Annotated in this window: 31 protein-coding genes and 1 pseudogene; 27 read left to right on the forward strand and 5 right to left on the reverse strand. The window is 61.2% G+C overall.

Translation table 11 applies throughout. The features are described 5' to 3' along the window. Positions 1–8 precede the first annotated feature (8 nt). The 7 genes from VZC39_RS18135 to VZC39_RS18165 all read left to right on the forward strand — a co-directional run bounded on the left by VZC39_RS18135 (position 9) and on the right by VZC39_RS18165 (position 5,269). The gene (locus VZC39_RS18135; RefSeq protein WP_434664348.1) at positions 9–491 is read left to right on the forward strand and encodes a phage regulatory CII family protein; all 483 of its coding nucleotides are present in this window, start codon (positions 9–11) and stop codon (positions 489–491) included. A gap of 12 nt (positions 492–503) precedes the next feature. Beyond that, entirely contained in the window at positions 504–932 is a 429-nt protein-coding gene (locus VZC39_RS18140; RefSeq protein ID WP_434664350.1) for a hypothetical protein, read from the forward strand. A 39-nt stretch (positions 933–971) separates the two neighbouring features. After that, positions 972–1,157, forward strand: a complete 186-nt coding sequence (locus VZC39_RS18145; protein ID WP_259232510.1) for a hypothetical protein — start codon at positions 972–974, stop codon at positions 1,155–1,157. A gap of 2 nt (positions 1,158–1,159) precedes the next feature. Then, entirely contained in the window at positions 1,160–1,447 is a 288-nt protein-coding gene (locus tag VZC39_RS18150; RefSeq protein ID WP_434664352.1) for a helix-turn-helix domain-containing protein, read from the forward strand. 41 nt (positions 1,448–1,488) lie between these two features. Further along, positions 1,489–1,704, forward strand: coding sequence for a ParE family toxin-like protein (locus VZC39_RS18155; protein WP_261998993.1), 216 nt, complete (start codon positions 1,489–1,491; stop codon positions 1,702–1,704). A gap of 7 nt (positions 1,705–1,711) precedes the next feature. Next, a complete protein-coding gene (locus tag VZC39_RS18160) occupies positions 1,712–2,164 on the forward strand; it encodes a hypothetical protein (RefSeq protein WP_434664354.1) in 453 nt (150 codons plus the stop codon). 339 nt (positions 2,165–2,503) lie between these two features. Beyond that, on the forward strand, positions 2,504–5,269 hold the full coding sequence (locus VZC39_RS18165) for a replication endonuclease (RefSeq protein WP_434664356.1): 2,766 nt from the start codon (positions 2,504–2,506) through the stop codon (positions 5,267–5,269). A gap of 104 nt (positions 5,270–5,373) precedes the next feature. On the opposite strand, the gene VZC39_RS18170 is transcribed toward VZC39_RS18165, so the two are convergent. Together VZC39_RS18170 and VZC39_RS18175 are read right to left on the reverse strand one after the other, a co-directional pair. After that, positions 5,374–5,766, reverse strand: coding sequence for a DUF2158 domain-containing protein (locus tag VZC39_RS18170; protein WP_434664358.1), 393 nt, complete (start codon positions 5,764–5,766; stop codon positions 5,374–5,376). 40 nt (positions 5,767–5,806) lie between these two features. Next, complete coding sequence (locus tag VZC39_RS18175) at positions 5,807–6,034, reverse strand: YodC family protein (RefSeq protein ID WP_434664360.1); 228 nt, start codon at positions 6,032–6,034, stop codon at positions 5,807–5,809. Between the two features lie 334 nt (positions 6,035–6,368). On the opposite strand from VZC39_RS18175, the gene VZC39_RS18180 reads away from it, so the two are divergent. Beyond that, on the forward strand, positions 6,369–6,902 hold the full coding sequence (locus tag VZC39_RS18180) for a hypothetical protein (RefSeq protein WP_434664362.1): 534 nt from the start codon (positions 6,369–6,371) through the stop codon (positions 6,900–6,902). Between the two features lie 34 nt (positions 6,903–6,936). Here the strand turns inward: VZC39_RS18180 and VZC39_RS18185 are convergent, their stop codons facing one another. The 3 genes and pseudogenes from VZC39_RS18185 to VZC39_RS18195 all read right to left on the reverse strand — a co-directional run. Then, the gene (locus VZC39_RS18185; protein ID WP_290023169.1) at positions 6,937–7,191 is read right to left on the reverse strand and encodes an ogr/Delta-like zinc finger family protein; all 255 of its coding nucleotides are present in this window, start codon (positions 7,189–7,191) and stop codon (positions 6,937–6,939) included. A gap of 57 nt (positions 7,192–7,248) precedes the next feature. Beyond that, complete coding sequence (locus VZC39_RS18190; protein ID WP_434664363.1) at positions 7,249–8,295, reverse strand: phage portal protein; 1,047 nt, start codon at positions 8,293–8,295, stop codon at positions 7,249–7,251. A gap of 1 nt (position 8,296) precedes the next feature. Continuing rightward, positions 8,297–10,111 (reverse strand): annotated as a pseudogene (locus VZC39_RS18195) (terminase large subunit domain-containing protein); the annotation flags it as partial. A gap of 177 nt (positions 10,112–10,288) precedes the next feature. Here VZC39_RS18195 and VZC39_RS18200 point away from each other — a divergent pair. The 19 genes from VZC39_RS18200 to VZC39_RS18290 all read left to right on the forward strand — a co-directional run bounded on the left by VZC39_RS18200 (position 10,289) and on the right by VZC39_RS18290 (position 24,016). Then, positions 10,289–11,206 (forward strand): GPO family capsid scaffolding protein, encoded by a 918-nt coding sequence (locus VZC39_RS18200; protein WP_434664364.1) that lies wholly within the window; start codon positions 10,289–10,291, stop codon positions 11,204–11,206. Positions 11,207–11,216: 10 nt separating this feature from the next. After that, positions 11,217–12,278 (forward strand): phage major capsid protein, P2 family, encoded by a 1,062-nt coding sequence (locus VZC39_RS18205; protein ID WP_434664366.1) that lies wholly within the window; start codon positions 11,217–11,219, stop codon positions 12,276–12,278. 2 nt (positions 12,279–12,280) lie between these two features. Further along, entirely contained in the window at positions 12,281–13,006 is a 726-nt protein-coding gene (gene gpM / locus VZC39_RS18210; RefSeq protein WP_434664368.1) for a phage terminase small subunit, read from the forward strand. 105 nt (positions 13,007–13,111) lie between these two features. Next, complete coding sequence (locus VZC39_RS18215; RefSeq protein WP_434664369.1) at positions 13,112–13,573, forward strand: head completion/stabilization protein; 462 nt, start codon at positions 13,112–13,114, stop codon at positions 13,571–13,573. Next, a complete protein-coding gene (locus VZC39_RS18220) occupies positions 13,570–14,085 on the forward strand; it encodes a phage tail protein (RefSeq protein WP_434664371.1) in 516 nt (171 codons plus the stop codon). The genes VZC39_RS18215 and VZC39_RS18220 overlap by 4 nt, the downstream gene beginning before the upstream one ends. Before the next feature lie 25 nt (positions 14,086–14,110). Continuing rightward, positions 14,111–15,223 (forward strand): DUF2586 domain-containing protein, encoded by a 1,113-nt coding sequence (locus VZC39_RS18225; RefSeq protein ID WP_434664373.1) that lies wholly within the window; start codon positions 14,111–14,113, stop codon positions 15,221–15,223. Positions 15,224–15,226: 3 nt separating this feature from the next. Continuing rightward, positions 15,227–15,682: a phage protein gene (locus VZC39_RS18230; protein WP_434664374.1), complete on the forward strand. Its 456-nt coding sequence runs from the start codon at positions 15,227–15,229 to the stop codon at positions 15,680–15,682. A gap of 10 nt (positions 15,683–15,692) precedes the next feature. Then, complete coding sequence (locus VZC39_RS18235; RefSeq protein ID WP_434664376.1) at positions 15,693–15,902, forward strand: TraR/DksA family transcriptional regulator; 210 nt, start codon at positions 15,693–15,695, stop codon at positions 15,900–15,902. A 23-nt stretch (positions 15,903–15,925) separates the two neighbouring features. Next, the gene (locus VZC39_RS18240) at positions 15,926–16,252 is read left to right on the forward strand and encodes a phage holin, lambda family (protein WP_434664378.1); all 327 of its coding nucleotides are present in this window, start codon (positions 15,926–15,928) and stop codon (positions 16,250–16,252) included. Next, complete coding sequence (locus VZC39_RS18245; RefSeq protein ID WP_434664379.1) at positions 16,239–16,700, forward strand: glycoside hydrolase family 24 protein; 462 nt, start codon at positions 16,239–16,241, stop codon at positions 16,698–16,700. Before VZC39_RS18240 ends, VZC39_RS18245 begins: the two co-directional genes overlap by 14 nt. Then, complete coding sequence (locus VZC39_RS18250) at positions 16,697–17,131, forward strand: hypothetical protein (RefSeq protein WP_434664380.1); 435 nt, start codon at positions 16,697–16,699, stop codon at positions 17,129–17,131. The genes VZC39_RS18245 and VZC39_RS18250 overlap by 4 nt, the downstream gene beginning before the upstream one ends. Further along, positions 17,064–17,258, forward strand: coding sequence for an Rz1-like lysis system protein LysC (gene lysC / locus VZC39_RS18255; protein ID WP_434664382.1), 195 nt, complete (start codon positions 17,064–17,066; stop codon positions 17,256–17,258). The genes VZC39_RS18250 and lysC overlap by 68 nt, the downstream gene beginning before the upstream one ends. After that, positions 17,255–17,518 carry a putative phage tail assembly chaperone gene (locus VZC39_RS18260; protein WP_434664383.1) on the forward strand — a complete coding sequence of 88 codons (264 nt, stop codon included), beginning with the start codon at positions 17,255–17,257 and terminating at the stop codon, positions 17,516–17,518. Before lysC ends, VZC39_RS18260 begins: the two co-directional genes overlap by 4 nt. A 41-nt stretch (positions 17,519–17,559) precedes the next feature. Beyond that, on the forward strand, positions 17,560–17,703 hold the full coding sequence (locus VZC39_RS18265; RefSeq protein ID WP_434664385.1) for a DUF6890 family protein: 144 nt from the start codon (positions 17,560–17,562) through the stop codon (positions 17,701–17,703). A gap of 3 nt (positions 17,704–17,706) precedes the next feature. Then, entirely contained in the window at positions 17,707–19,761 is a 2,055-nt protein-coding gene (locus tag VZC39_RS18270; RefSeq protein ID WP_434664386.1) for a phage tail tape measure protein, read from the forward strand. Next, on the forward strand, positions 19,758–20,081 hold the full coding sequence (locus VZC39_RS18275) for a DUF2590 family protein (RefSeq protein ID WP_124251776.1): 324 nt from the start codon (positions 19,758–19,760) through the stop codon (positions 20,079–20,081). Before VZC39_RS18270 ends, VZC39_RS18275 begins: the two co-directional genes overlap by 4 nt. After that, on the forward strand, positions 20,078–21,265 hold the full coding sequence (locus tag VZC39_RS18280; RefSeq protein ID WP_434664387.1) for a baseplate J/gp47 family protein: 1,188 nt from the start codon (positions 20,078–20,080) through the stop codon (positions 21,263–21,265). Before VZC39_RS18275 ends, VZC39_RS18280 begins: the two co-directional genes overlap by 4 nt. Beyond that, positions 21,258–21,860 (forward strand): phage tail protein, encoded by a 603-nt coding sequence (locus VZC39_RS18285; RefSeq protein ID WP_434664389.1) that lies wholly within the window; start codon positions 21,258–21,260, stop codon positions 21,858–21,860. Before VZC39_RS18280 ends, VZC39_RS18285 begins: the two co-directional genes overlap by 8 nt. After that, positions 21,857–24,016, forward strand: coding sequence for a phage tail-collar fiber domain-containing protein (locus VZC39_RS18290; RefSeq protein WP_434664390.1), 2,160 nt, complete (start codon positions 21,857–21,859; stop codon positions 24,014–24,016). Before VZC39_RS18285 ends, VZC39_RS18290 begins: the two co-directional genes overlap by 4 nt. The last annotated feature ends 10 nt before the right edge of the window (positions 24,017–24,026 follow it).

The following is a 24,026-nucleotide window of genomic DNA, read 5'->3' on the forward strand; positions in this document are numbered from 1 at the left end:
AAATCAGAGTGTCGAATACCACCAGAAACCTACACCCCCACTACCGCAGTGCCTGCGCGGGTTTCGTGAAGGATCGCAACGTAGAAAAGTTGGCCGCCAGCATGGGTATGTCGGCTCATGTACTGCGCAACAAGTTCAATCAGCAGCAGAAACACAAGCTGTCGGGTGACGACTTGATCGCTCTCTACCAGGTGACCAAAGACGAAACGCTGCTCGATGCCCTGCTGTTTGAGTGTGGCCTGACTGCAGTCGCCATTCCCGATGCAGAGCGGGCGCCATCCCTGACCCATCAGGTGATCAACCTGAATTCCCAGATAGCGAGCATCGGCCAGCGCACCCTGGAGCTCACGGAACGCGGCCGCATCACCAGCAACGAGCACCAATCTTTCATGAGCATTGCCGCCGCAGCGATGGGGTCGGTTGCGCTGCTGATCAATGACGTCGAACAACGCTTTCAGGTGGTGTCACCACTCGCTGCGCTGGCGATGTGAGGAGAGGAAACGATGAACACATTACAAGCGAGCGCAGCCGAGAGAGCACTGGCAGAAATGCGTCAGGCGATTTACCACGCCAATTGCAGGGTTGCGAAATATTGGGGTGAGCTCAATCAGCCGCAACGTCGAGCCATCTGCAATGAAGCCGAGTTACCCAGTTCGCTGGCAAGACCTGAATTCCCACTCGGGGAACGCGACCGCGAGGCCCTTTGTCTGGCCATGCGTCGCCTTGGGTACCAACACCTGTTTCACGGTGCGGTCAGTCTCGAAGAATGGCGCTCCGGTTTGATAGCTCCACCAGAAGAAAAACCGGAGGTAACAGGACCAGCCGACCGGCTAGCGAAGAGCAAGGGCTTGTTGATGACACTGGTCAACAACCCACAAACCGCAAATTGCGGGCAAGAAAAAACCCCGGTCACTGGTGCGGCAAACACCTAACGGGGCTCTCTATCAACCACTCTAGGAAGGGAAGTCGACATGGCAACTCTAGCAATCCCCTGCGCGCTGCGCAACCGCAAGATCCAGAACAGCCGTATCACAGGGCCATATGCCGCCCGCTACTCGGAAAACGACCTGACGATCCTGAGCCAGCGCGCTAATGCCCTGGTCTGGGCTTCTCTGTTTGGTCACATCAATCGCCTTAATGCCCATCAAGGAGCCTAACCATGACCCTGCACAACTCTGAAATGCCGTCCATGACGGCCCTCAATGACAGTACCCGTCAACGTCTGCGCCAACTGCGCGAATTTCTGGGACTGAGTCGTCCCAAATTCGCGGCACAGCTGGATATCCCGCCCACCACCCTCAAGAACTACGAGCTGGGCTATCGCGAGATTGGCGGCGGCCTGCTGCTGCGCATCATCAATACCCCCGGCCTGTCTGATTACGCCGTATGGCTGATGAAAGGCTCTCTGATCATTCCCCAGCAAGTGCGCCCAGCCCATCCCAACTAATCCAACAAGGGGCTGCTTCGGCAGCCCCTGGAGCAATGCACATGGAAGGATTCAAGAGCATTGGCCGGATCCCGGCCCAGATACAGGCAAAAGCGGCATTGATGCTCACCTGTAAACGCCCTCGCCGGCTGCAATCCGGGTGTGGGGATGTCATTGCCGTGGGCTACCGATACCGCCTGTTTCGGCCCTGTGGGGCCAGCGGTTATCAGCTGATGACCCACGAGCGGTACAACAAACTGACAGTAAAAAAGCGCTGAGGATGATATGAGCGACGCTATCAAGATCGCCCGCCAGGCCCCCAAGCTGATCGAGGGGCTATTGGCCGATATGTTTGCAACCCATGCCGAAGATAACCGGATCTGTTTGGGTGGAGTGTACTCCGGCCAACAGTACGTCCAGATCCAGCTGGTCGCTACCTGCAGTCCAGCTGCACTCATGGATGAAGACTATGTCGATGAGGAGTTCATCGGCGAGAGCGAGCCCAATCCGCGCAGCAAGCTGGCCAGCCACTGGCTAGCAGCCCGCGCTGAATTTATCACTGCAGGTGGTGAAGCCAGAGGAGATCGAAACATCTCCCAGGAACTGCTGGCGCTTGGCGCTGTGCGCTCGGTCTATTGGCTGGCTCTGGGCCAAGGAGATACCGCACTGGCCCGGGAGATCGGCGACTGGTGGAAAGAATGTGCTCCACTGCATGGTCAGGGTGAGGTGATCCAATGAGCTCTCGCTTGAGAATCGCCCAGGAAGAAACCATGGGTAGTTGGCGAACAATCATGCTCGGCGATACCGCTCGCTTACGCGGCTATCAGCGTGACCTGCTGACCATGCGCTCACTCTCTCCACGTCCACGGATCAGCATATCCTTCACCCTTCGCCAGTGTGCAGCAGCCCGCAAGATGAGAGGTATGGCAGCCAGAGCACTGGCGAGCTGTCGCCTTGAGCTTCAAGCACTGTCAGGAGGCGCCAAGTAATGATGGTCGCCTCACAGCACTATCCTGGTTTTTCCTATCTAGAGCGCCTGCTCGCAGCTCTGCCCGGTGACGAGCCCCTGTCGTTCTAATGTCGCTCCACCCCGATCTGTTCGACGCTAAACCCATATCCCCCAGGCAGCCTGCTGCCTGGAAATTGGCCGCATCCACCAAAGCCATGGCTCGTCGCATCATGGCTTGTCGTCGTGTTTCACTCTGTCCACTCGACGCATCCCGCCTCCCTGCCGCTCGACGCAGGGAGCTCGCCGGCGGCGATATCAATACCCAGGTTGAGGCCATCAAGAGCTATTTTGTCGGCATCCCTGGCGCCTATGCCCTGGACTGGGCGCTTGACCTGCTGGAGCGGCCGATCCCGCGTGAGAACGGCGGGCCTGGGGTGCAACTGCCCGGCGAGCTGATCGCCGAGTTGTTCGTGGGTTACTGCGCCCGTCGCGCCCCGGACGTCCTCAAAGGCGTGGCGATCTGCTACGACGCCAACCGCTGGCTATCAAGCCGCATCACGACCTTGCGCCAGGTGCAGAACGTGATCCCCGAACCACTCGAAGCGCTGCGCACCAAAGAGAGCCGCGAGCGCCTGGCCGTCAACTACGCCGAACGTGTCACCCGGCTGTTTAATGCCATCACCGATTTCGGCGCTGAGCAGGTGCCGGCGATCCGTTTGTGGAAGGCGTGCAGCCAACCGCTGACCGCTTGGGGCATGCTGCCCCGCCTGCCCAGGTTCAGAACGGCCGCAAGCCGCGACGACTTCATCGCACACCATCTGATCCGCTGGCTCGACCCCAAGTGGTGGGCCAGGCGCATGCGCAAAATCTGGGAGCAGTACAACGAACATTGCGCCATCCTGCTCGGCAAGGTGCGCAAAGGGGTATCCGCTTACGTGTCCAGCCAGGGATTGCAGGCCTTTATCGAGCGTCAGCGAATGGCCGCAGCCTGGCTCAAAGACATGGAAGCCTATAACGCCCAGGACGACATCATCATCAGCCTGGAGGATGCGGTAAAAGCCTCCATCGCCAACCCGGAGAACCGCCGCCATGAGTTGATCGTTCGGGCGCGCGGCTTCTCTGACGTGGCTGACGAAATGGGCTATGTGGGTCTGTTCTTCACCTGGACTGCGCCGAGCCGCTTCCACCCCTGGAAGACGGTACGAGCCTCCCAGGCCGGCGGGCCAGACAGCACAGAAGAGAACCCCAAGCACGACGGCTCATCCCCCCGCGACTCGCAACACTACATCAGCGAGCTGTGGAAGCGCTGCCGTTCTGCCCTCGATCGCAACCTGGCCAAGCGGGGGGAGTTCCTAGTGGCCGACCCTATCGACTATTTCGGCTTTCGGGTGGTCGAACCCCACCACGACGGCACACCTCATTGGCACCTGCTGATCTGGGTCAAACCCGAGCACCAGCACCGGCTGATCGGCATCCTGCAGCGCTATGCCCTGAGCCATGACAAAGGCGACCTGGAACGCAAACGCCACCCGGAGAGCAAAAAGCCCTATAGCGACATCACACCCCGCTTTGACTGGAAGGTAATGGACAAGGAGAAGGGCGGCGCCGTCGGCTACATCGTCAAATACATCGCCAAGAACATCGACGGGTACCGGGTCGGTGACGAAGGCGATCTGGAAGCCGAGACCGCGGCTACCGAAGGCGCCCGCCGAGTGCGGGCATGGGCATCGCTCTGGGGCCTGCGCCAGTTCCAACCGCTGAAAGGCCCGCCGGTCGGGATATGGCGGGAGCTGCGCCGGCTGCCTGGCCGCTTGCAAGAGGCCAAGGGGATCATCGTGGCCCCGCTGGCCAGCCCCATCATGGAAGAGTGCCGGCGCTATGCCGACGCGGTGGACTGGAAAAACTTCACCCAAGCCATGGGCGGCCCCTGCTGCCGGCGCGATGAACGTCCCTTGAGTATCCACCGCACCGCTTTTGCCGAACCCAACCAATACGGCGAACCGCAAACCAAGCTTGTGGGTGTGCGGGCTGCTGACGGCCTCATCCAGCAAACCCGCGTGGGGGAATGGGTACTGCGCAAATGTGGGTCACAGAGCGCCACTGAGGCCCAAGGCAGCGGGTTTTGGTCTGTGGGCGAGCGCAGCGAGTTAGTGGGTACCGAGCGAAGCGAAGGGGGTTTCCCCCTTGGAGCTCTGGCAACAACTGTACGCGACGATCTAGAAGGATCTAAAGAGGATCTGTTGAGTGATAGAAATCTATTCCATTTGGGGCTAGATGATGAAGAAATGACCATGATACGACACGGCTTGATTGTCAGGTCGGGGGACAGGTCAGTTTGCATCCGGGATGGAGTATTGAAAGTGACCGAACGGCACCCGTTCGAATCACCAAACGAGCTATCACCGTATCAAATTGAAGCCGAAGCCAGACGCCGGGAGGCAAAACGCCAGGCAGAACTCAAGGACGTGCGGGGCCTACTGGCCGAGTCGGGAGATCCAGCGGCCTGGCTGGCCAGCATGACGGCTGCCGGCGCCGAGGATGCTCTGGCGCTGCTGAATACCCTAGGGGATGAGGATACCGAGGCAGCCTGCGTCCAGCTTGACCGACTGCGCAATACCGTCGATCTGCGTACATGGCCATTGCCACCAGTCGAACGCCGCCAGGAGGCGATCAGTAATGCCGAGTTCTTCGGGTTACCAGCTGATGGCCTGCGCTCTACGGCACTCAAATCAGACGTGCACCACCTCATTGCTGAGACGACTAATACACGCTTGGCCGACGTTCGTCCAGAGCATCGAGAGGCGCTGATCACTCACCTGATGGCCAAAGCCGATGCCATAACTCCAAGTGGTGGTGACACAGTCGCATTTGTTGCCGATTGCTTACTGGCATAACCGAACAGATAAGAGGGAAACAGATTAGAGTCGTTGATTACCATCAACACAATGTGCGGTCAGGCATGGAGGTAAGGCAAAGGGGCCGGAGGCCCCTTGAAAGACTATCGGCTTTCTATAGCTAAAGCGTTTGGGTGAAAGCCAGCTGATAACGGAGCCATCTCTCTGGGATCGAACCACAGGCATACAGTTTTCGGCGTAACCCCATCGACATGTACGGAATCGACAGTCATTGACGGTCCGCCACTATGCAGTTGAACGACATCTCCGACATGAACTTCCTGCAAAGCGCCATCATTGAGGATCGCTTGTACTTGGAGTGGCACCAAAACCGCACCGGAGAGCCGCGTATGATAGCGATTTGGTCCGAATTTCGAGTCGAACCAAATACAATCAACATAGCCATCCTTACGGGAAACATGGGTGACAGTCATAATCGGACCGCCACTTCTTAGAACAACTTGTTGTCCAGGGTAAAATGTAACATTAGTTTGCATCCTCAGCTCTCCATGATGCCGATAACTGGATTTATCGGCATTAATTAGTGCCAGTTAGGCCAATCTTCTTTCGAATGGCATCAGCGTCAGGCTCTTCAAACTTATGAAGCGTGTCGGGATGGAAATATTCTGCAAAAGATGCCGCAGCATGAGACGTATCGAACCACCGACACTGATAAGTCCCTTGTGTAGTCACCGTCCCCGAAACAGTCATCACAGGCCCCCCACTCTTGAGACGAACCTGATCACCAATTTGGAATGCAGTCATAATTTTAGGCCTCTATATGAGCAGTATGCTCCACACGCATATTGGGGCCATCGCTCAAAACCCAAGCCCTTGATGATAATTTTTTCAACAGGCTAGAGATAACACCCCTGCCCCGTGGCAGAGCTGAGTATGTGAGGATTGAATTCCTCCCGAAATACGACTCGGAGAGAGGCCATCAATTGCGCCAGCAAAAGAGAGATGACTAGCGCAGTCTGTCGCCCTCTTTTGCTGGCCGGCAAGCGAAGCGCGGCAGAGCACGCTATTTGTTATTGATTATCAAACTCACAGCATGAAAAATACTCGGACGAGTATCATTGGTAACGATTGAGGATTTATGAAAAATATTGTCTTGCTGATGGCATCCCTTGCATTGAGTGCATGTTCACAAACGCCACATAACGATGCGAATGTGAAGTCATTTGCTGCGAAGCCAGGGGTATCAACCCCTCTGGATATGAGCAAATGGGAAGAGAAACGTAGTGGGCTGATTCCTGCCAGAAATGGCAATGTCATCTCCGCGAAGTTTTTTAATACGTACCCTGTCCCGGTCACCATCAGTCGACTCGAATTCCCTGCAACAGAAAATGTGGCATGTGCCATCAAATCAAATGCACAGATCGTTGTACCGCCATACACCATCACTGACATCGACTTGATTGATGCCGCTACTCTGGCGGAGTGCCACCCAGATTTGGTAACTCACAAAGGGGCTAAGTTCATTGGCGTACCCAATGATCGTGACTATGCAGAATCCACTCGTACAACGGGTGTCATGCTGCAATATGACACAAAGGTCTATAAAACAACGGGGAAGACCACCATGTCATACCCCCTTGTCTTTGATACTCGCAACATGTCATATAATTAAAAAATGAATAAGGGGCGCATAATGCGCCCCTTATTCATTGTCCTAGGTTGAGTTCCCGCTGCAGGGCCTGTCGCCCATCGGGACTGAGTGAGTTGATAAGGCTCAAGGCCAGTTGGCTGGTCGTGCGGCCCGATGGGCTCAGTGGGTGGCTGTATGACATCTGCGACACCCAGCTGTGCCCGCACTCTGCATCCGTGCATTGGCAGTACAGATCCGCGGTATCACGGCTCAGGCGGTGCGTCTTGGTGATGCGCCCCAGTTCCCCACATTCCCGACAAAATACCCGCATAAATCCCCCCTGATACCGTCGATAAAAACCGCTCGATTATACCTCTAAGCTGGATCTCTATACAGTGACACCGACCTCCAGAGAGCGGTTGAACTCCACCTGCAGCCGGCGTGGCAGATTGGCGCCATTGATCGCATCCTGGATAAGCTCGCACATCGGGATCGTTTCGTTTCGGGCATAGGTCCGGTCGTACTGCTCCGGGTTCCCGAGACCCGCACCACCATTGGCCGGGATGATGCCGGCAAGGGCAGCTGGGAACCGGTGAGCCGTCAGCACATCCTGGGCGGTGATCGCCTTGATGGCCGCGAATTCGTCCTTGGTCGCGATGTCCCCCACCGGGATCAGCTTGATGCCATCGGGCTTGCCGCCCGGGATGTTGACGAACATCGAGCGAAAATTCCCGACCCCCTTGGAGCTTGCGATCATCTCCTTCATTTCCGCTTCCTGGTCATCGTCCATGTTCGGGTCGGTGGCGTAGAAGATGAACCCCATGTGCGCCCCATTGAGGAAGTATTTACGCCGAAACATGGTGGCGTCCTGGTTGAGCAAGGCCGACTGCAGGCCCCCCAGGTAATCGGGCTGGCCGTACACCTGCTGCACCGGGTCGTACTGGGCCAGCCAGATGATGTCGGCCGCCTGGTAGTGCTTGTAACTGCCGTCGCGCTGCAGCATCAGGAAATTGCCATCCTGGCAACGGCGAAGATAAAGGCTCGACAGAGGGTAGAGCCCCACCACCTGGCCAAACCCGTTGCGCAATTTCAGCAAGGCCGCGTCCCCAAACTGCAGCAGGTTATGCACGAAGGCGGTGATCACCTCCCGGGGCACGCCCTCGCTGCTGATAAACCGGCCCGATACCATGTTGCGCCGCGCCATCAGGATGGCGCCATGGTGCGCATTGGCGCGGGCGACCTTGGCCAGCCCCTGCCGGTCGATAGGCGGCAGGTAATACTCGCCCCAGGGGCTGTAGAACACGTCCGTGTAGTCGGTCATCCAAGCCGTGGGATCGATGGGCTCGGCCATGGAAAAGCTGACCGATGGTCGGCTGCCGGTTGTAGTGGGGATGGGCCGCTCGGCCCGCTGCTGAAAGCGCTGTTTGCGGCTCATGTTTTCCTCGTTTGCTGATGGCCCAGGTGGATTTGCGGCGGCGCGATGTGTCGAGCGGTTCGTTGTCCACCGCGTGGGCGATGGCAAAGAACACGTCGGCGTGTCCGGTCTCGCTGCTGCGCGAGGCCCTAAACGTCAGCTGGCCACCGCCGGTGGTGCTGCGCTTGATGCTCATGAAGGCCAGCGGGATCTCGATGTCTTCCTGATCCCATTCGATGCGGTCTGACTCGACCACATCCACCATCTTGAGCACCAGCCGGGCCTTGCTCTCCACGTTGTAGTTAATGGGGGTAATGGTTGACTTGAACACGGGCTGCAGCAGGTCATAGACCCCGCTGCCCACCCCGGAGACGTCGATCCCCAAATAGGTGACCCGGAATTTCTTGGCGATCTTCTCTATCTCGTCCGCCTGGTAACGGAAGTTCATCCCGCGCCAGAAATGCTTCTCCAGCACCCGGAACTTTTCGCCCGGGAACAGCGGCGGGGCAACCACCACCAGGGTGGCGTTATCGCGGGTGCGGCTCGGGTCATAGCCCAGCCACACCTCGCGCTTGCCGAACGGCTCGGGATGCCCCGGGGTGTAGTCGCTCCAGTTGTTGATACTGGTCTGGGCCCGCTCCATGTGCTGGAACTTGAACACCGAGGCGTCATCGTCCACAAAGGCGCACATGTAGAGGTGGTCGAATACCTCGATGGCGGTCTCTTCGCGCAGCGCCTCGATGTCGATGAGGGTGAACCCCTTGGCCACCGCCTCTTCCAGGGTGAGGATGTAACGCCACACCCGATCCGGGCAGACCCGCCCCCCGTCGCGCAGCTCTGCTTCGGTCGGAAATTCGATAGCCTGGCGGGCCGGATCCTTGCCCTTCCAGTCATCCCCGGTCCACAGCTTGTAACCGCCATGGGCCTTGCTGGACGGAGTGGAGAAAAAGGTCTTGCGCCAGTGGGATTGCGACCCCATGCCGGTGGCCACATCGGTGACCGCCTTGAAGTTCTTGATCCAGAAGTATTCATCGGCGTAAAAGTTGCCGGTGTAACCCTGGGCACTGTTAGCACTGGTTGAGCAGAACACCAGCTGCGCACCGTTGGAGAGCACAATGGGGTTGCCGCTGAGCTCCACCCCAAGAAACTTGCGGGCAATGTTGATGATGTAGGAGCGGAAGATCTCGGCCTGGGCCCGGGTGGCGGACAGGAACACCTGATTGCCGCCGGTCAAGATGGCATCCTCCAACGCTTCGCCGGCGAAATAGTAGGTCATGCCGATCTGGCGGGACTTGAGGATGTTGCGGGTACGCGGGATGGCCGGGTCGTTCTTGACCTCACGCACGTACAGCTGGTGCGGGAACAGGGAGGCCAGCCACCCCTCGAAGTCTTCGGGGCCCAAGTCATTGACCCAGTTCTTGGTCTTCTTGCCGCCCTTCTTCGGCTTGCTCTCCCCGCGCTGGCGGCGCCCTTCACCCTCACCCGCCTCGCCAGTCTCATCTGGCGGGGCGGCCTGCCGGCGAGCCTTGAGGGCCTGCTCGCGCTCGGCCAGCTTGACGGCCTCCGCCTTGAGGGCGACGTGGTGGCTGATGAGCCTGTCCATTTCGGCCAGGTCGGCGTGGTTCTTCTTCGACTTGGCGGCCAGCGCCTGGTAACGACGGGTGATCGCATCTTCCAGCGCCTCGTCGCTTAATAGCTCCGTCCAGCCATACTTTTCGGCCCACAGGTACACCACCCGCACGCTGCCAAGGCCGAGTTCTTCCTTGATCTCCCGTGCACTCCAATGGCGCAGATAAAGCCGCTTGGCGGTTTGTCGTACCTCTTCTGTATAGGCCATGAGGCTCCCCAGTCATAAAGCTGGGGCTCATGATACTGAGCCGATCCCCCCCATCCCGCCGCCTTCATTCGGATGAATTCGGATAACCCCCGCTATCCGAAATCGCCCGAACGCCTCTGAGTGCTCCCCTGCGCTGGCCCCGATAACCTGACGCCAATTCGACACCAGGAGGCCGCCGTGCCAACACCGACAGACTCATCACTGCGCACCGGCTGGGTGGCGATCGCCACTGAGGGCCAGTCCGTGGATGGCCGTGAGATTTCGGCCAAGTGGATCACCGACATGGCCGACACCTACGATCCGACCTTCTACTGCGCACAGCTCTGGCCTGACCATGCGAAATGGGGCGAGAACCTGGGCTACGTGCAGGCCCTCAAGGCCGACAAGGTGGACGGCAAACACACCCTGTTCGCCATCCTCTGCCCGACCCGCGACCTCATCTATCAAAACCAGCGCGGCCAGTACAAGTTCTGCTCCATCGAGCCGCTTGATAATTTCACCGGTCAGGGCAAAACCTACCTGTTTGCGGTGGGCGTGACGGACATCCCCGCCAGCACCGGCACCACCATGCTCAAGTTTTCCGCCAAGCACCCGTCGCCAGCCGTGGGCACCAGTCAGCCGCTGGATTTGTCCGGTTTCTCGCTGCCTGCCGATGAGCACAGTCATCCCGACCGCGTCTCACTCCTGCACAAGGTGTTCAACTTCCTGGGCACTCACGGCGCCCCGACTGCGGCGATCCCCACTGAGTCACCGACCAGCACCCAACCCGAGGACAGTACCGACATGAACGAAGAACAGATGAACAAGCTGGCGGGGATGTTCACCGCGCTGGGCACCCAGATTGAAACCTTTGGCGCCAAGGTTGACGCGCTGACGGCAGACAAGCAATCGACTGCTACCGAGCCAGCCACCACGACCGATCCCGCCCCGGTCGCCGTCACCGGCGAGCAGTTTTCGGCTTTCGAACAGACCCTCAAGGGCCTGGGCGATCAGCTGAACAGCCTGAACGCCAAGATCGAAAAATTCTCGGTAGAAGCACCGGACCAGCGCCCCGATGCCCTGGGCGGCAGCGACACCCACCCGACCGTTTGCTGAGGAACCCTCTGTGAGTCAAACCAAAACCCCGCAGGCCGAGCAGTGCCTGAACCACTACAACGCGTTGCTGGCCAAAGCCTTCAACGTGCCCGAGAACGCGCTGGCCAAGCAGTTCTCCGTCAGCGCCCCCATGGAAACCGTGCTGCGCGGCGCCATCCTCGAATCCACCGAGTTCTTGAAACTCATCACCTGCCTGGATGTGGAGCAGCTGACCGGCCAGGTGGTGCAAGTCGGCGCCAGTGCCCTGCACACCGGCCGCAAGGTTGAGGGACGTTTTCGTCGCAAGATTGGGGTCGATGGCAACAAGTACAGCCTGACCGAGACCGATTCCTGCGTGCGCTTGGACTGGAGCACCCTGTGTTCCTGGGCCAACGCCGGCAACGAGGGCCAGTTCGTGCAACTGGTGTCCGACTTCACCAACCAGACCTTCGGCCTCGACATGCTGCGGGTGGGCTTTAACGGTACCCACATCGCCGACGACTCCGATCCGGCCACGTACCCGCTCGGTGAAGACGTGAACAAAGGCTGGCAGCAGCTGGCGCGTGAATGGAACAAGGGTAGCCAGGTGGTGAAAGCCCCCGCCGGCGACAAGATCTATTTCGACCCGGACGGCCACGGCGACTTCAAGACCTTGGATGAAATGGCCTCCGACCTCATCAACGCCACCATCAACCCGCTCTATCGCACCGATCCGCGTCTGGTGGTGCTGGTCGGTACCGACCTGGTGGCCGCGGCCCAGGCCAAGCTCTACAGCGAGGCCACCAAACCCACCGAACAGATTGCCGCCCAGCAGTTGGCCAAGTCCATTGCCGGTCGCCCGGCCTACATCCCGCCCTATTTCCCGGCGAACGGGATGTGGGTCACCACCCTGGCCAACCTGCACATCTACACCCAGCGCAACACCCGCAAGCGCAAGGCGGCCGACAACGACGACACCAAGGGCTTTGAAAACCAGTACTGGCGCCAGGAAGGCTATGCCATTGGCGATTATGAAGCCTTTGGCAGCTATGAAGAGGCCGATGTGGTGGTCGGGGCGCGCCCTGCTGACGCGCCCAGCGAGCCGGAGGCGTAACCATGGCTCTCTCGCCAGGCATGCGTCACAAGCAGCAGGTCTTGGCCCAGTTGGGGGCGGCGCAAGCCGCCACCACCGGGCAAGCCACAGGACTTGTGGCCAACAGCTTGCACCTGCAGCTGATTGCTCTGGAGCAGGATATGGCACGGCTCAAGGCGCTGGCCAGGATGAGCGACAAGGTGGCGATGAAACGGGATGAACTGTTTCCCAAATATCGCCCCTACGTGGACAAGTACCTGGAACTGGCGGCGCTCGGCACCGTGTACCAGAACGCGCTGTTTCAACGTCTGATCGTCTGGGCGTTTGACATCGGCGATCTGGAGACCGCCATCCGCTGGGCGCTACTGGCCATCGAGCAGAACCAGCGTACCCCGGGCAACATCAAGCGCGACTGGGCCCATTTCACTGCCGACACAGTGCTCGGCTGGGCCGAGGAGCAAGCGGCGCTGGGCCATGGCGTCGAACCCTGGTTCTCCCGGGTGTTCGACAAGGTGCGGGGTGACTGGCGCCTCAACGAGCAAGCCACCGCCAAATGGTACAAGCTGGCCGGTTGCCTGCTGCTGCGTGACAAGGACGGGGTACCTCGCCCCAGCGCGCTGGCAGACAACGCCACCCTGGAGCAGGCCGACCACTGGCTGGCCCTAGCCGAGAAGACCCACAGCAAGATCGGGGTCGGCACCTTGCGCCACAAGATCGCCATGCGCCTGCGCGCGCTCAACCCAGAATAACGACTCCCACGCCACCGCGCCCCGGCGGGGATGAGCCTGCAGCTGACCGCTCGCACCGCGCTCAATCCCGTGGCCTCAGGGGCGCCCCAATTGATAGGGCAGCACATGATTTCAGGCAAAAGCATCCACTACAGCGAGCAGACCATCACCAATGACGGCTTTTGGCCTGACGTGGTGTGTGGCGACTTCGAGCGCCGGCGCGCCCTGCCCGCTGACATGGACAGCGACGCCATCAGTGCGGCCCTGCTGGCGGCCATCAGCGAGATCAACCTGCAGCTGACCCGCCACCAGGCCACCTTGCGAGCCCAGGGCTACACCGAGGCCGGTCAGGTGCCCGGCCCCCGGCTCGCCGGCGGCAACAACGCGCTGACCGAGACCTACCTGGCCGCCGTCTTTGCCCGGGCCAAAGCCATGCTGCTGCCTGAGTTCGCCACGGTCACCGAGCGGGACGCCCGCAAAGACCTGGCCGAGCGCGCCCCCGACCTGCGTGAGCAGTTGCTGGCCGAAAGCCAGCAGCTGGTGCGCAGCATCAAGAACAAGCACCGGGTCGGGGTCTCGATGATATGAGCGAGACCAACGAGGCCCTGCATCCCCAGGGGTATTTCCTGTCAGCCCTGCACAGCGAGATTGAGCGTGTGCTGCCGGCCCGCTGCGCCCGCGCCCTCGACAGCTGGATGGAGGGCGGCACCATCAGCCTGGAACCCAAGGACATGGGGATCACTGGGATGGATCTGGCCTGGCTCAAATACACCGCCGTGTTTTCCCTGGAAAGCATGCCGTTTCGGGAGTGCCGCACCGAGACCCTGCTGGCGGTGATCGCCAGCTGGATACAGGAAAACGACCCCTTCCGCGAGCGCTTCGCCCTGCCCGATCCCACCTATGACGTGGTGCCCAATGATGAGCACAGCGCGGATCTGGATTTGGAGGTGAAGTTCGCCGAGCCCCTGCGCATCGTGGAAGACCCGGACGGTGCAATCCGCTGGCTGGATAAGACCTGGACCGTGGCCCCCTTTGAAGTGTGGGTGGCCGATGAAATCACGCTGTCGGTGGCGGGCAGTGCCCACCCTGTCCGCCCCTAACCCCGAGACTTAAGGAGTCCGCGCCATGTGGCCGAATGTACAGATCCACAACTTGAACCAGATGCAGGGGCCGGTGACGGAAGTCGAGCGCCACCTGCTGTTTGTCGGCAGTGCCGCCAGCAACACAGGCAAGCTGCTCTCCTTCAATACCCAGTCAGACTTCGACCAGTTGCTCGGCACAGCTGACAGCGAGCTCAAGGCCAACCTGCAGGCGGCCATGGTCAACGCCGGCCAGAACTGGACGGCCGCCGCCTTCGTGCTGCCCACCGACATGGATTGGAAAGAGGCGGTGCGTGATGCCCAGCAAACCCAGTCGTTCGAGGGGGTCGTGGTACTGGGGCAGGAGTGGGACACCGCCACCATCAACGCCGCCCATGCCCTTAGCCAGGAGCTGATCGCCCAGTGGGGGCGCTGGCAGTTCCTGCTGCTGGCGGTACCAGGTATCGGCCCGGATCAAGACTGGTCCACCTACGAGGCCGAGCTGGCCGCCCTGCAAGATGGCATCAAGGCCGATTCGGTCGGTCTGGTGCCTCAGCTTTGGCCCAACCTCATCGGGGCTTACGCCGGGCGCCTGTGCAACCGGGCGGTGAGCATCGCTGACAGCCCCTGCCGGGTGAAGACCGGCGCCCTGGTGGGCCTTGGCAACAAGCCGAAGGACAAGGACGGCACCGAGCTGCCGCTGGCCACCCTGCAGACCCTGGAAACCAACCGCTACTCGGTGCCGATGTGGTACCCGGACTATGACGGGCTGTTCTGGGCCGATGGCCGCACCCTGGACGGCGAGGGCGGCGACTACCAGGTGATCGAAAACCTGCGCATCGCCTACAAGGTGGCGCGCCGGATGCGTATCCGGGCCATCGCCCGCATCGGGGATCGCTCGTTCAACTCCACCCCGGGCAGCACCGCCATGGCCATCACCTACTTTGGCAAGGATCTGCGCGCCATGGCCAAGGCAACCACCATCAGCGGCCAGCTGTTCCCGGGCGACATCGCCTCCCCACAAGATGGCGACATCGCCATCCAGTGGACCGCCAAGAACCTGGTCTCGGTGTTCGTGGTGGTACGCACCGTGGACTGCCCCAAGGGGATCACCGTCAACATCATGCTCGATCTGAGCCTCAACAACGGGGAGGGTTAACCCGTGACCAAACGCTTTTCCGGTATCAACTTCGACACCACCCTGATGGGGGCCATGGTCCACGTCGAAAAGGCCAGCCTCTCCATCACCGATAACAGCGCCGTGGCACAAACCCGAGGCATTCCTGATGGCTTTGTGGATGGGGATGTGTCGGCCGAGTGTGAGTTCGAGCTCGACACCAAGAACCTCAAACAGCTGATCGCCGCCGCCAAGCGGGCCGGCAGCTGGCGCGGGATGGCGCCGGACGATGTGCTGTTCTACGCCAGCACCGGCAGCGAGGAGATCAAGGTGGAAGCCTTCGGCGTGAAGCTGAATGTGGCCGACCTGCTCGACATCGACCCCAAGGGCGGCAGCAAGGCCGTGCACAAGGTGAAAGGCTTCGTCACCTCCCCTGATTTCATCCACCTCGATGGCGTGCCGTACCTCTCCAAGGACGACACCCGCCACCTGATGGATTAAGGGGAACGCCTTGGACGACATCGACCGCGCCAACCACCACGCCGCCCGCATGCTGGCGGCCCAATTGGCCAATCAGGTGGGCAAGGGACGCTACCAGGGAGAGAGCCGCCACCAGTGTGAAGAGTGCGACGACCCCATCCCGGAAGGACGCCGCCGCCATGTACCCGGGGTGCGCCTGTGCGCCCCCTGTCAGACCCGCCTTGAGCGGCTGGGTCGCTAATCAGAGCAATGGACATGAACCCTATGCCAAACAAAGACCCCACCTTCTGGGCCGCCCTGCTGGCCTGGTTGATGGACAACTGGCCCGCCGTCTATGGGGCACTGCTGGCGCTGGCCATCGCCTTCCTGCGCATCACCTATGCCGGCGGACGGGGTCGTCGTCGGCTAATCGAATCCCTGCTGTGCGGCCTCATCACCCTGGCGGCCGCCACCGGGACCCATCTGCTCGGGATCCCCCAGGAGGCTACCCCACTACTGGGGGGCATGGTGGGGTTGCTTGGGATCGACATCATCCGCGACCGGGCCGAACAGATGTTACGCAAGAAGGAGGACAACAATGCCGCGCAGTAACTGCCATCCACAGGTGGCCGCCTTTCTCGACATGCTCGCCTATGCCGAAGGCACCAAGGATCTCGGGGACGATGGCTACAACAAGCTGGTCAATCCGGCGGGGTTCTTCGGTGATTACCGCACCCATCCCAACGTCTCGGTGATTGTCCGCCCTGGGTTGGTCAGCACCGCCGCCGGTCGCTATCAGCATCTGTCCAGGCACTGGAGCCATTACCAGCTGTTGCTCGGCCTGCCGGATTTCGGTCCCGCGTCGCAAGACACCTGGGCTATCCAGCTCATCCGCGAACGCAAGGCGCTGGACGATGTGCTCAAGGGGCGCATCCCCCAGGCGGTGGCCAAGTGCGCCAACATCTGGGCCAGCCTGCCCGGGGCCGGCTACGGCCAGCGCGAACATCGGCTGACCGACCTGCTGGCCAAGTTCACCGAGTTCGGCGGGGTGCTGGCATGAACACGCTCATCCGGTTCTTGCCGACCCTCATCGGGCTCGTACTGGGCACCCTGCTGTTTGCCCAGGGCGAACGGCTCACCGCTCGCACCAAAGCGCTGGCCAGCGCCAACGACACCATCAGCATCCTGCAGGCAGTCAACAACCAGCAAGCGACCGCCTTCCAGGAGCTGCTGATGCAGGCAAAGGGATTGCGTCTGCTGCTCGCCAACCAGAACGACGCGCTGACCGAGCTCGACAAACAGCACAGGAAAACTGCCGATGAACTGCAAGAAGCACTGGCCACGCCGCCGGCGGGCCGCCCGGACTGCGCTCGCGAGCCTCTGCCTGGTGGCGCTTTGCGCCTGCTCCAGCCAACCCACCACGGTGGTGCAAACCCAGCTGGTCAAGCGCCTGCCGCCGCCGGGGCTGGTACCCCATTGCCCGGAGCCTGATTTTACGGGGACCACCTACGGCGAGGCCGTGCGGTTTATTCCCACCCTGCAGACGGCGCTGCGCCGCTGCCAAACCCAGATAGCCACCCTGAATCTTTGGATTGAACAAGAGGAAACCACCCCATGAGCAAGCAAACCATCACCCTGACTATCGCAGGCCAAGACATCCGCTTTGTGCCCACCATGGTGGCCTACAACAGCTACATCAACGGCCTGTCGATGACCGACAAGGTGGCGCCGTCCCACCAGTACCTCAAGCGCATCGTCGACGCCGACAGCAAAGAGGCGCTGGATGACCTGCTGGCCCGCCCGGGCGCGGCCCTGCAGATCGCCGCCAAGGTCAACGAGCAGTACGCCCCTGATCTGGATATCGAAGTAAAAAACTGACCGCGCGCGCCGAGGCCATCGAGCACAACCAACTGGAGCAGGTGCTGGCGCTGCGCCGCCATTACCTGCCCCATGAGGATGACGAGCTCGACACCCTGGCTCGCGCCCTCTGGTTAGACAAGTACCACGCCCAACGCCACGCCCGCGCCGTCGCCGAGGGCATCGCCACCGCCTTCAATGGATAAATCATGGCTTCTGTCACCGAACAACTGATCATGAGGATTGCCCTGATTGATGCCGTTACCCGGCCGCTTGAGGGCATCAACAACCAGCTGAACCAGGTGAAAGAGACCGCGCAAAACGGCTTTGCCAATATCGCCGGCGGTGGCGCGGCCATGCTGGCCGGCACCATGGCGATCCAGAATGCCCTGGGGCCAGCCCTTGAAATGGACAAGGCCCTAGCCGAGGTCTCCTCGCTGGATGTCCATGAGAAGACCCTCAAGCAGCTGGCCGATACTGCCCTGCAGTTCTCCGTGGAATACGGCGAATCAGCCAGCGCGTTTGTCAGTGCCTCCTACGATATCCAATCCGCCATCGCAGGGCTGGAGGGTAATGAACTGCCCTCCTTTGCCCGTGCCTCAGCCGTGCTGGCCAAAGCCACGAAAGCCGACACCGCCACCATCACCAGCTACATGGGCACCATGTACGGCATCTTCGAGCAGCAGGCCAAGAAGATGGGCAAGGCCAACTGGGTGGAGGATGTCGCCGGCAAGAGTGCGCTCGCCGTGCAGATGTTCAAGACCACCGGTAAAGGCATGGCCGATGCCTTCGGCGCCCTTGGTGCCAACGCGACATCCGCCAAGATTTCGATGGATGAGCAGTTCGCCGTGCTCGGTCACCTGCAGGCCACCATGGGCGGCGGCGAGGCGGGTACCAAGTTCAAGTCCTTCCTGGCTGGGGTCGGCAACGCCCAGAAAGCACTCGGTCTCAAGTTCACCGACTCGGCGGGCAACATGCTGCCGGTGCTCGATATCCTGGACAAGCTCAAGGCCCGTTATGGTGACACCCTCACCGTGGCCGGCAGCGACGAGCTGAAAAAGGCGTTTGGCTCGGATGAAGCGGTCGCAATGATTAAGCTACTGATGAGCAACACCCAGGGGCTGGCCACCAGTATCAATGCCCTGAGTAACACCCACGGCATGGGCAAGGCAGAACAGATGGCGGCCGCCATGACGGACCAGTGGCAGCGGGTCGAATCGGCCTGGTTCGCCATCCGGGCGGCCGCCTTTAGTGCCGTGCTCCCCACCATCAACAAGGTGGTGGGCGCCTTTGCCGATGGTGGTGACGTGGTGCTGCGCTGGACCCGGCTCTTTCCCAACTTCACCAAGGTGGTGGGTTACGCCGTGCTGACCATTGCGGGCCTTGGGATCGTGACCGGTGCCTGGTTGATGCTAGCTGGCCTTGCCAAACTGGCGACCCTTGCCTGGGCACTGACGTTTGGCAGCCTCACGGCGCCCCTCAACCTATTGCGAAAAGCCCTCGCGGGCCTGCGCCCGGTGATCCTGGCCGTCAATATGGCGATGAGTCTCAATCCGGCGGTGATCATCATCGGGGCGATCCTGGCGCTGGTCGCCGCCGTGGCGCTGGCCATCATCTACTGGGACGAACTGCGCGCCACCTTCGCAGTGCTGACCGATTTTGAACTACTGAGCGCCTTCTTTGGTGGCCTGGCCGAGACCTTTGGTCCGCTCGCTTCGCAAGCATTGGCCCCCTTGGTGGATTTTTTCACCCTCATCGTGGGTCTGCTCGGTCAGGGGATCGCCTGGCTTGGCAGTTTCTTTGAGCAAACCAACCAGGCCAGTGTCGGGATTGACAACGTGGCCGATGCCGGCCGCCGGATGGGCAATATCCTTGGCACGGCATTCGACACCCTGCTCACCCCGTGGCGGGCGCTGATCGCGCTCATCAAGACCGCGCTCGATGCTTCAAATCAGTTCCTGGGCACCCAGTTCGACACCGGCGCTTTGAACGTGGATGTGCTGCCAACGTGGGCCGCCGCCCCCGTGGAGATGGCGCCAGCCAGCGTGCTGAACAGCCCCTTGGCCAGCTACCGCCAGCAGGACCAGAGCAAGGTGCCAGCAGGTGGCCTTGGCCAACAGCTGATCCAGGCCAACGCGGCTGCGACCACGGCCAATCAGAAGCCGACCCGCGCCCTGCATATCGCCGAGGTGCACATCACCCCCCAAACCATGCCGACCCCGGACGAGCTGGAGAAAAGCGCCTGGGTGGAGCAACGCGGATGAACGAACCCAAGTACATCGATCTGCTGGTAGTGAACGGCGCCTGGCAACTCGATGCCGGTGGCCAGCCACGCTACACCCAGGACCGCCACAGCATCGGCCAGGACATCAAGCACCGCATCATGGAGTCGGGGCTGGCCCGCAAGCTCATCGGCGAGCGCAGCCCGACCCTGCGAGCCGACGTGATGACCGAGATTGAACTGCTGGTAGAAGACGACGAGCGGCTGGTGCCCGGCACCATCGTGATCCGCGAAGAGGCCCCCGACCGGGTGCTGGTCACCGCTCGCACCTATGAATTCGGCGAACTGGAGGTAACCCTGTGAACCTGCGCCCGACCGTGGACTTTATGGCCCTGCTGGCCGAGGCCGGCGTCCCGACCACCGAACAGGCCATGGAGGCCGAGCTCAAAAAGGAGGTGGTGGCCGCCGGCTCCCTCATCACCAACGACAGCGATGTGAGCCCCTTCTGGCGGCTGGTGCGCGGGGTGGTCATTACCCCGGCACTGTGGCTTATTCGCACCCTGCTGGCGGGCCATGTACTGCCCAACACCTTTGCGGCCACCGCCACCGATGCCTATCTCGACCTCAAAGCATGGGATGTGGATCTCACCCGCAAGGCCGCCCAGAAGACCCGAGGGGTGATCAACTTCGTCAAAACCAATCCGAGCGAGGCGGTCACCATCCCGGCCGATATCTGGATCACCACCGAGCGCATCAACGGCACAATCTACCGAGTGAAGCCCCTGCAGGCGGTGGTGAGCCCTGCCGGCGAAGCGGTAGCCAAAGTGGTCTGCGAGGCAGAGCTCGCTGGCAGCGCCTGGAATCTGGCCCCGGGCTATTACAACCTGCTGAGCGAACCGGTGACCGGCATCCTGTCGGCCCGCAACGATGACAAGGAGTGGATCACCACCCAGGGGGCCGATGCCGAGGGCAACGACGCCCTCGGCCTGCGCATCCAGAACCAGTTCTCGGCGGTGGGTCGCTACCACATCGACGCGATTTACCGCTCCATGCTGGCGAGCGTGGCGGGGATCCGGGCCGATCACATCTTCTTTGAGCATGAGGGCCCCCGTGGCCCGGGTACCGCCAACGCTTATATCCTGCTGGAAGTCGGCGCCACCCCGGCCAGCCTTATCAACCAGCTCAACGACTACGTGGGCCGCCAGGGCAACCATGGCCACGGCGATGATCTGTTCGTGATGGCCATGCCCGAGACCCAGCACAGCCTGACGCTGGCGCTCTGGCCCCAGCCCAACCTCACCGACGAGCAGAGGGCGGCGCTTAAAGCAGGTACCGAGAACCTGGTCAAAGCAGCATTTCGCCAGTCGGCCGACTTCCCATCTGTCACCCGCACCTGGCCGCGCTCGCGCTTCTCGCTCTCCCAGCTGGGCCGCGAGATCCACAGTCAGTTCCCGCAGTTACAGAGCCTCAAGTTTACGCAAGATGACATCGTGTCGGGGCTGGCCATCCCCCGTCTGAGCTCGCTGGAGGTGACCCTGCATGACTGACCCGACCCCGCTTGAACACGACCTGCAGGCGCCGGTGCTGCCAGATGCCAGTGCCCCCTGGTGGGAAGACGGCTACACCATCAGCCCGGCCCACGCCGAGCCCGGATTTCTGGCCAAGGGCATCAACGCCTTCTGGCAGCGGATCAAAGGCTGGCTGTTGCTGCCCCTGGCCCAGCAAGACCCGCTGACTTGCTCGGAGTCCCTGCTGGCGCTGCTCGCCTGGGAGCGGGACATCACCCGCTTCAACGGCGAGCCGATTGCGCTCTTTCGCAAGCGGGTCAAGTTCGCCTTTGTGAACGCCCGGGACGCCGGCGAGGTGGCCGGCTTTAAACGCATCTTCGAGCGCCTTGGCATCGGCTGGTGCGATATCCACGAGCGCCAGGCCAATACCCCCTGGGACGTCATCACCATCGAGGTGACCGACGGCGCCATTGCGGCCAACCAGAAACTGATGGAAACCCTGATCCAACACTATGGCCGCACCTGCCGCCGCTATCGCTTCCAGGTGGTCTACCCGGTCACCGGCACCCTTCACACCGGCCGCATCGACATGAGCCAACAGGTGTTCGGCGCGTCACTTAAGAGGAACCCATGAGCCAGATCATTACCAATGCCTTCTCCCGCTACTGGCAGGAGTGCCTAGCAACTCAGGTGCCGGTGGTTCTCGATGAGTTCGTGCTGGCCAACGTGCCGGGGCTCGATCCCGATGCGGCCATCAACCCGGACAGCGGCCTGCCGCCGACGAGCCAGATTGTGCACCGCCATGCAGTGGACCAGCGCGGGCGCATCAACAACGACGCGGTGGCCTACACCATCGTCATGGACACCACGGTCGGCGATTTCAGCTTCAACGCCATGTACCTCATCAACAAGGCCAGCGGCCTGGTCGGGATGATTGTGCACAAGGGACTGGAGACCAAGCTCAAGACCGATGAGGCCAGCGGCCAGACCGGCAACAGCTTGGTCAAATCCCTGCTGATGGAGTACGACCGCGCGGCTGAGGCCAGCCTCACTCAGGTGGACGCTGGCACCTGGCAGATCGACTATGCCGCCCGCCTGCGTGGGATGGACGACGACCTGCGCCTACAGGCGCTGCAGTTCTTCGGGCCTGCGACTTTCTACGGCGATGGCTTCAAGCTGGTGAACGAATCCGGGATCTACAAGGTGCAGCCCGGGGTGGCCTATGTGGGTGGCCTGCGGGCGGAGCTCAACGAGGTCAAGAAACTGACCCCGGGCGCCAAGCCGGTGGGGCTCTGGCTCGACATCTACCGGGCGGGCTCCTTGCTCGATGCCTGGGTGAACCACTTTACCCTGACCTTGAGCGTGCCGGAGGTCACCGACTACCTGGACAGCAACGGCTATCAGCACCATGTGACCAAGGTGGCCATCGTCAATACGGACGGCAGCGTCACGGACGTGCGCCGCAAGCGCACCATCGAGCTGACCGGGGACGTCACTGGTAAGGGGATCCTGGAAGACGCCCAGGGCGTCACCATCGCGGTGGAGATCAAGGACAACAGCCACGACCACCAGATTGAGAACGTGGAAGGACTGACCCAGGTGCTGGCCAGCAAGCTCGATACCAGCGGCTATCAAGCTCGCCGCGACATGCTGAGCAACAACGGGACCTCTTTCGGTGTCACCTACAGCAAAGACATGGACACCTGCAAAGCCGGTGAATTTGGGCTGTATGCAACCATCAGCTGCCCGAATGGCCCACCGACAGCGGGCAACTATTTCTACTGCGAGACCAAGCGCATCTATGCGTCCGAACCCCTGCTCCAGATTGCCTGGCCATATGACGGTGACGGGGCAGTGGCCATGCGCAATTTCAGCGCAAACACCAAGGCGTGGAGCCCATGGCGTGAGGTGTTCGACACCGGTCACAAGCCGACCATCGCGGAAGTGGATGGCCTGCCACAAGCCTTGGAGAACGTGGCCCCATCCTCCCACACCCACCCGGGTTCTTGGCTCAACCCCATCAACCTGGGAACTGAAGACCTCGACACCCTGAAAGAGCCCAAGGTGTATGCACAACATGCCAACGCCAACACCTCGGCCGCCCGTCATTACCCGGAGAACTGCGCGGGGGCACTCATCGTCAGCAGTGGCGCCGGCCCCCAGCAGACCTACCACGTCTATAACTCCAGCCGAGTCTGGCGCCGCGCCCAGTACAGCACCGGGGCCTGGACGCCCTGGACGCGAGACTACAACACCGGCAACAAGCCATCAGCAGCCGATGTCGGGCTCGGGAACTTAGTGAACAAAGGCTGGAGCTATGACCCTATCGGTGACTCCTATGCGGTTCGGGACGGGGCTGGGGATCTGCAGGGGCGGCTTTTCCGGGCCTCCTATCAAAATGAGAGCAGCATATCGGGTGCCATGGCATTTCGGGTCAACAACACCACCGATAACTACACCCGTTATTGCAGTAACCCTACCGCCATCCGCAATTGGCTGGGTGCGGTGCCCGCAGCTCACAACCACCCCGCCGCCCAGGGTAATGCCGATGTGGTCGCCAGCGGCTGGGGACAAGTCGGCTCTTACGCCATGGCTTGTTGTATTGCCAACGTCGGCGCCCGCGCTGCTGGATATGCCATTGCTGGCGGCTATCTGAAGCTCGCTTGCGGCTCTGACCAGTGGGCCGGCCGCGGGGGCACCTTACCCGGCACCTGGAAGCTGCTCGGCTATATCGTCGGCGACGGCAAGGAAGGCGGCTGGAATAACTCAACCTGGATCCGCATCAGCTAAGGAGCAACCC

Origin of the sequence: Aeromonas sp. NJAU223 (genome assembly GCF_051125555.1) — a bacterium.
Classification (GTDB): Bacteria; Pseudomonadota; Gammaproteobacteria; order Enterobacterales; family Aeromonadaceae; genus Aeromonas; species Aeromonas veronii_G.

What these genes read in the sequence shown, in the direction of transcription:
- VZC39_RS18140 (WP_434664350.1), top strand. Translation starts at nt 504, where the DNA reads ATGAACACATTACAAGCGAGCGCAGCCGAGAGAGCACTGGCAGAAATG.
- VZC39_RS18145 (WP_259232510.1), top strand. Translation starts at nt 972, where the DNA reads ATGGCAACTCTAGCAATCCCCTGCGCGCTGCGCAACCGCAAGATCCAG.
- VZC39_RS18150 (WP_434664352.1), top strand. Translation starts at nt 1,160, where the DNA reads ATGACCCTGCACAACTCTGAAATGCCGTCCATGACGGCCCTCAATGAC.
- VZC39_RS18155 (WP_261998993.1), top strand. Translation starts at nt 1,489, where the DNA reads ATGGAAGGATTCAAGAGCATTGGCCGGATCCCGGCCCAGATACAGGCA.
- VZC39_RS18160 (WP_434664354.1), top strand. Translation starts at nt 1,712, where the DNA reads ATGAGCGACGCTATCAAGATCGCCCGCCAGGCCCCCAAGCTGATCGAG.
- VZC39_RS18165 (WP_434664356.1), top strand. Translation starts at nt 2,504, where the DNA reads ATGTCGCTCCACCCCGATCTGTTCGACGCTAAACCCATATCCCCCAGG.
- VZC39_RS18170 (WP_434664358.1), bottom strand. Translation starts at nt 5,766, where the DNA reads ATGCAAACTAATGTTACATTTTACCCTGGACAACAAGTTGTTCTAAGA.
- VZC39_RS18175 (WP_434664360.1), bottom strand. Translation starts at nt 6,034, where the DNA reads ATGACTGCATTCCAAATTGGTGATCAGGTTCGTCTCAAGAGTGGGGGG.
- VZC39_RS18180 (WP_434664362.1), top strand. Translation starts at nt 6,369, where the DNA reads ATGAAAAATATTGTCTTGCTGATGGCATCCCTTGCATTGAGTGCATGT.
- VZC39_RS18185 (WP_290023169.1), bottom strand. Translation starts at nt 7,191, where the DNA reads ATGCGGGTATTTTGTCGGGAATGTGGGGAACTGGGGCGCATCACCAAG.
- VZC39_RS18190 (WP_434664363.1), bottom strand. Translation starts at nt 8,295, where the DNA reads ATGAGCCGCAAACAGCGCTTTCAGCAGCGGGCCGAGCGGCCCATCCCC.
- gpM (WP_434664368.1), top strand. Translation starts at nt 12,281, where the DNA reads ATGGCTCTCTCGCCAGGCATGCGTCACAAGCAGCAGGTCTTGGCCCAG.
- VZC39_RS18215 (WP_434664369.1), top strand. Translation starts at nt 13,112, where the DNA reads ATGATTTCAGGCAAAAGCATCCACTACAGCGAGCAGACCATCACCAAT.
- VZC39_RS18220 (WP_434664371.1), top strand. Translation starts at nt 13,570, where the DNA reads ATGAGCGAGACCAACGAGGCCCTGCATCCCCAGGGGTATTTCCTGTCA.
- VZC39_RS18225 (WP_434664373.1), top strand. Translation starts at nt 14,111, where the DNA reads ATGTGGCCGAATGTACAGATCCACAACTTGAACCAGATGCAGGGGCCG.
- VZC39_RS18240 (WP_434664378.1), top strand. Translation starts at nt 15,926, where the DNA reads ATGCCAAACAAAGACCCCACCTTCTGGGCCGCCCTGCTGGCCTGGTTG.
- VZC39_RS18245 (WP_434664379.1), top strand. Translation starts at nt 16,239, where the DNA reads ATGCCGCGCAGTAACTGCCATCCACAGGTGGCCGCCTTTCTCGACATG.
- VZC39_RS18250 (WP_434664380.1), top strand. Translation starts at nt 16,697, where the DNA reads ATGAACACGCTCATCCGGTTCTTGCCGACCCTCATCGGGCTCGTACTG.
- VZC39_RS18260 (WP_434664383.1), top strand. Translation starts at nt 17,255, where the DNA reads ATGAGCAAGCAAACCATCACCCTGACTATCGCAGGCCAAGACATCCGC.
- VZC39_RS18270 (WP_434664386.1), top strand. Translation starts at nt 17,707, where the DNA reads ATGGCTTCTGTCACCGAACAACTGATCATGAGGATTGCCCTGATTGAT.
- VZC39_RS18275 (WP_124251776.1), top strand. Translation starts at nt 19,758, where the DNA reads ATGAACGAACCCAAGTACATCGATCTGCTGGTAGTGAACGGCGCCTGG.
- VZC39_RS18285 (WP_434664389.1), top strand. Translation starts at nt 21,258, where the DNA reads ATGACTGACCCGACCCCGCTTGAACACGACCTGCAGGCGCCGGTGCTG.
- VZC39_RS18290 (WP_434664390.1), top strand. Translation starts at nt 21,857, where the DNA reads ATGAGCCAGATCATTACCAATGCCTTCTCCCGCTACTGGCAGGAGTGC.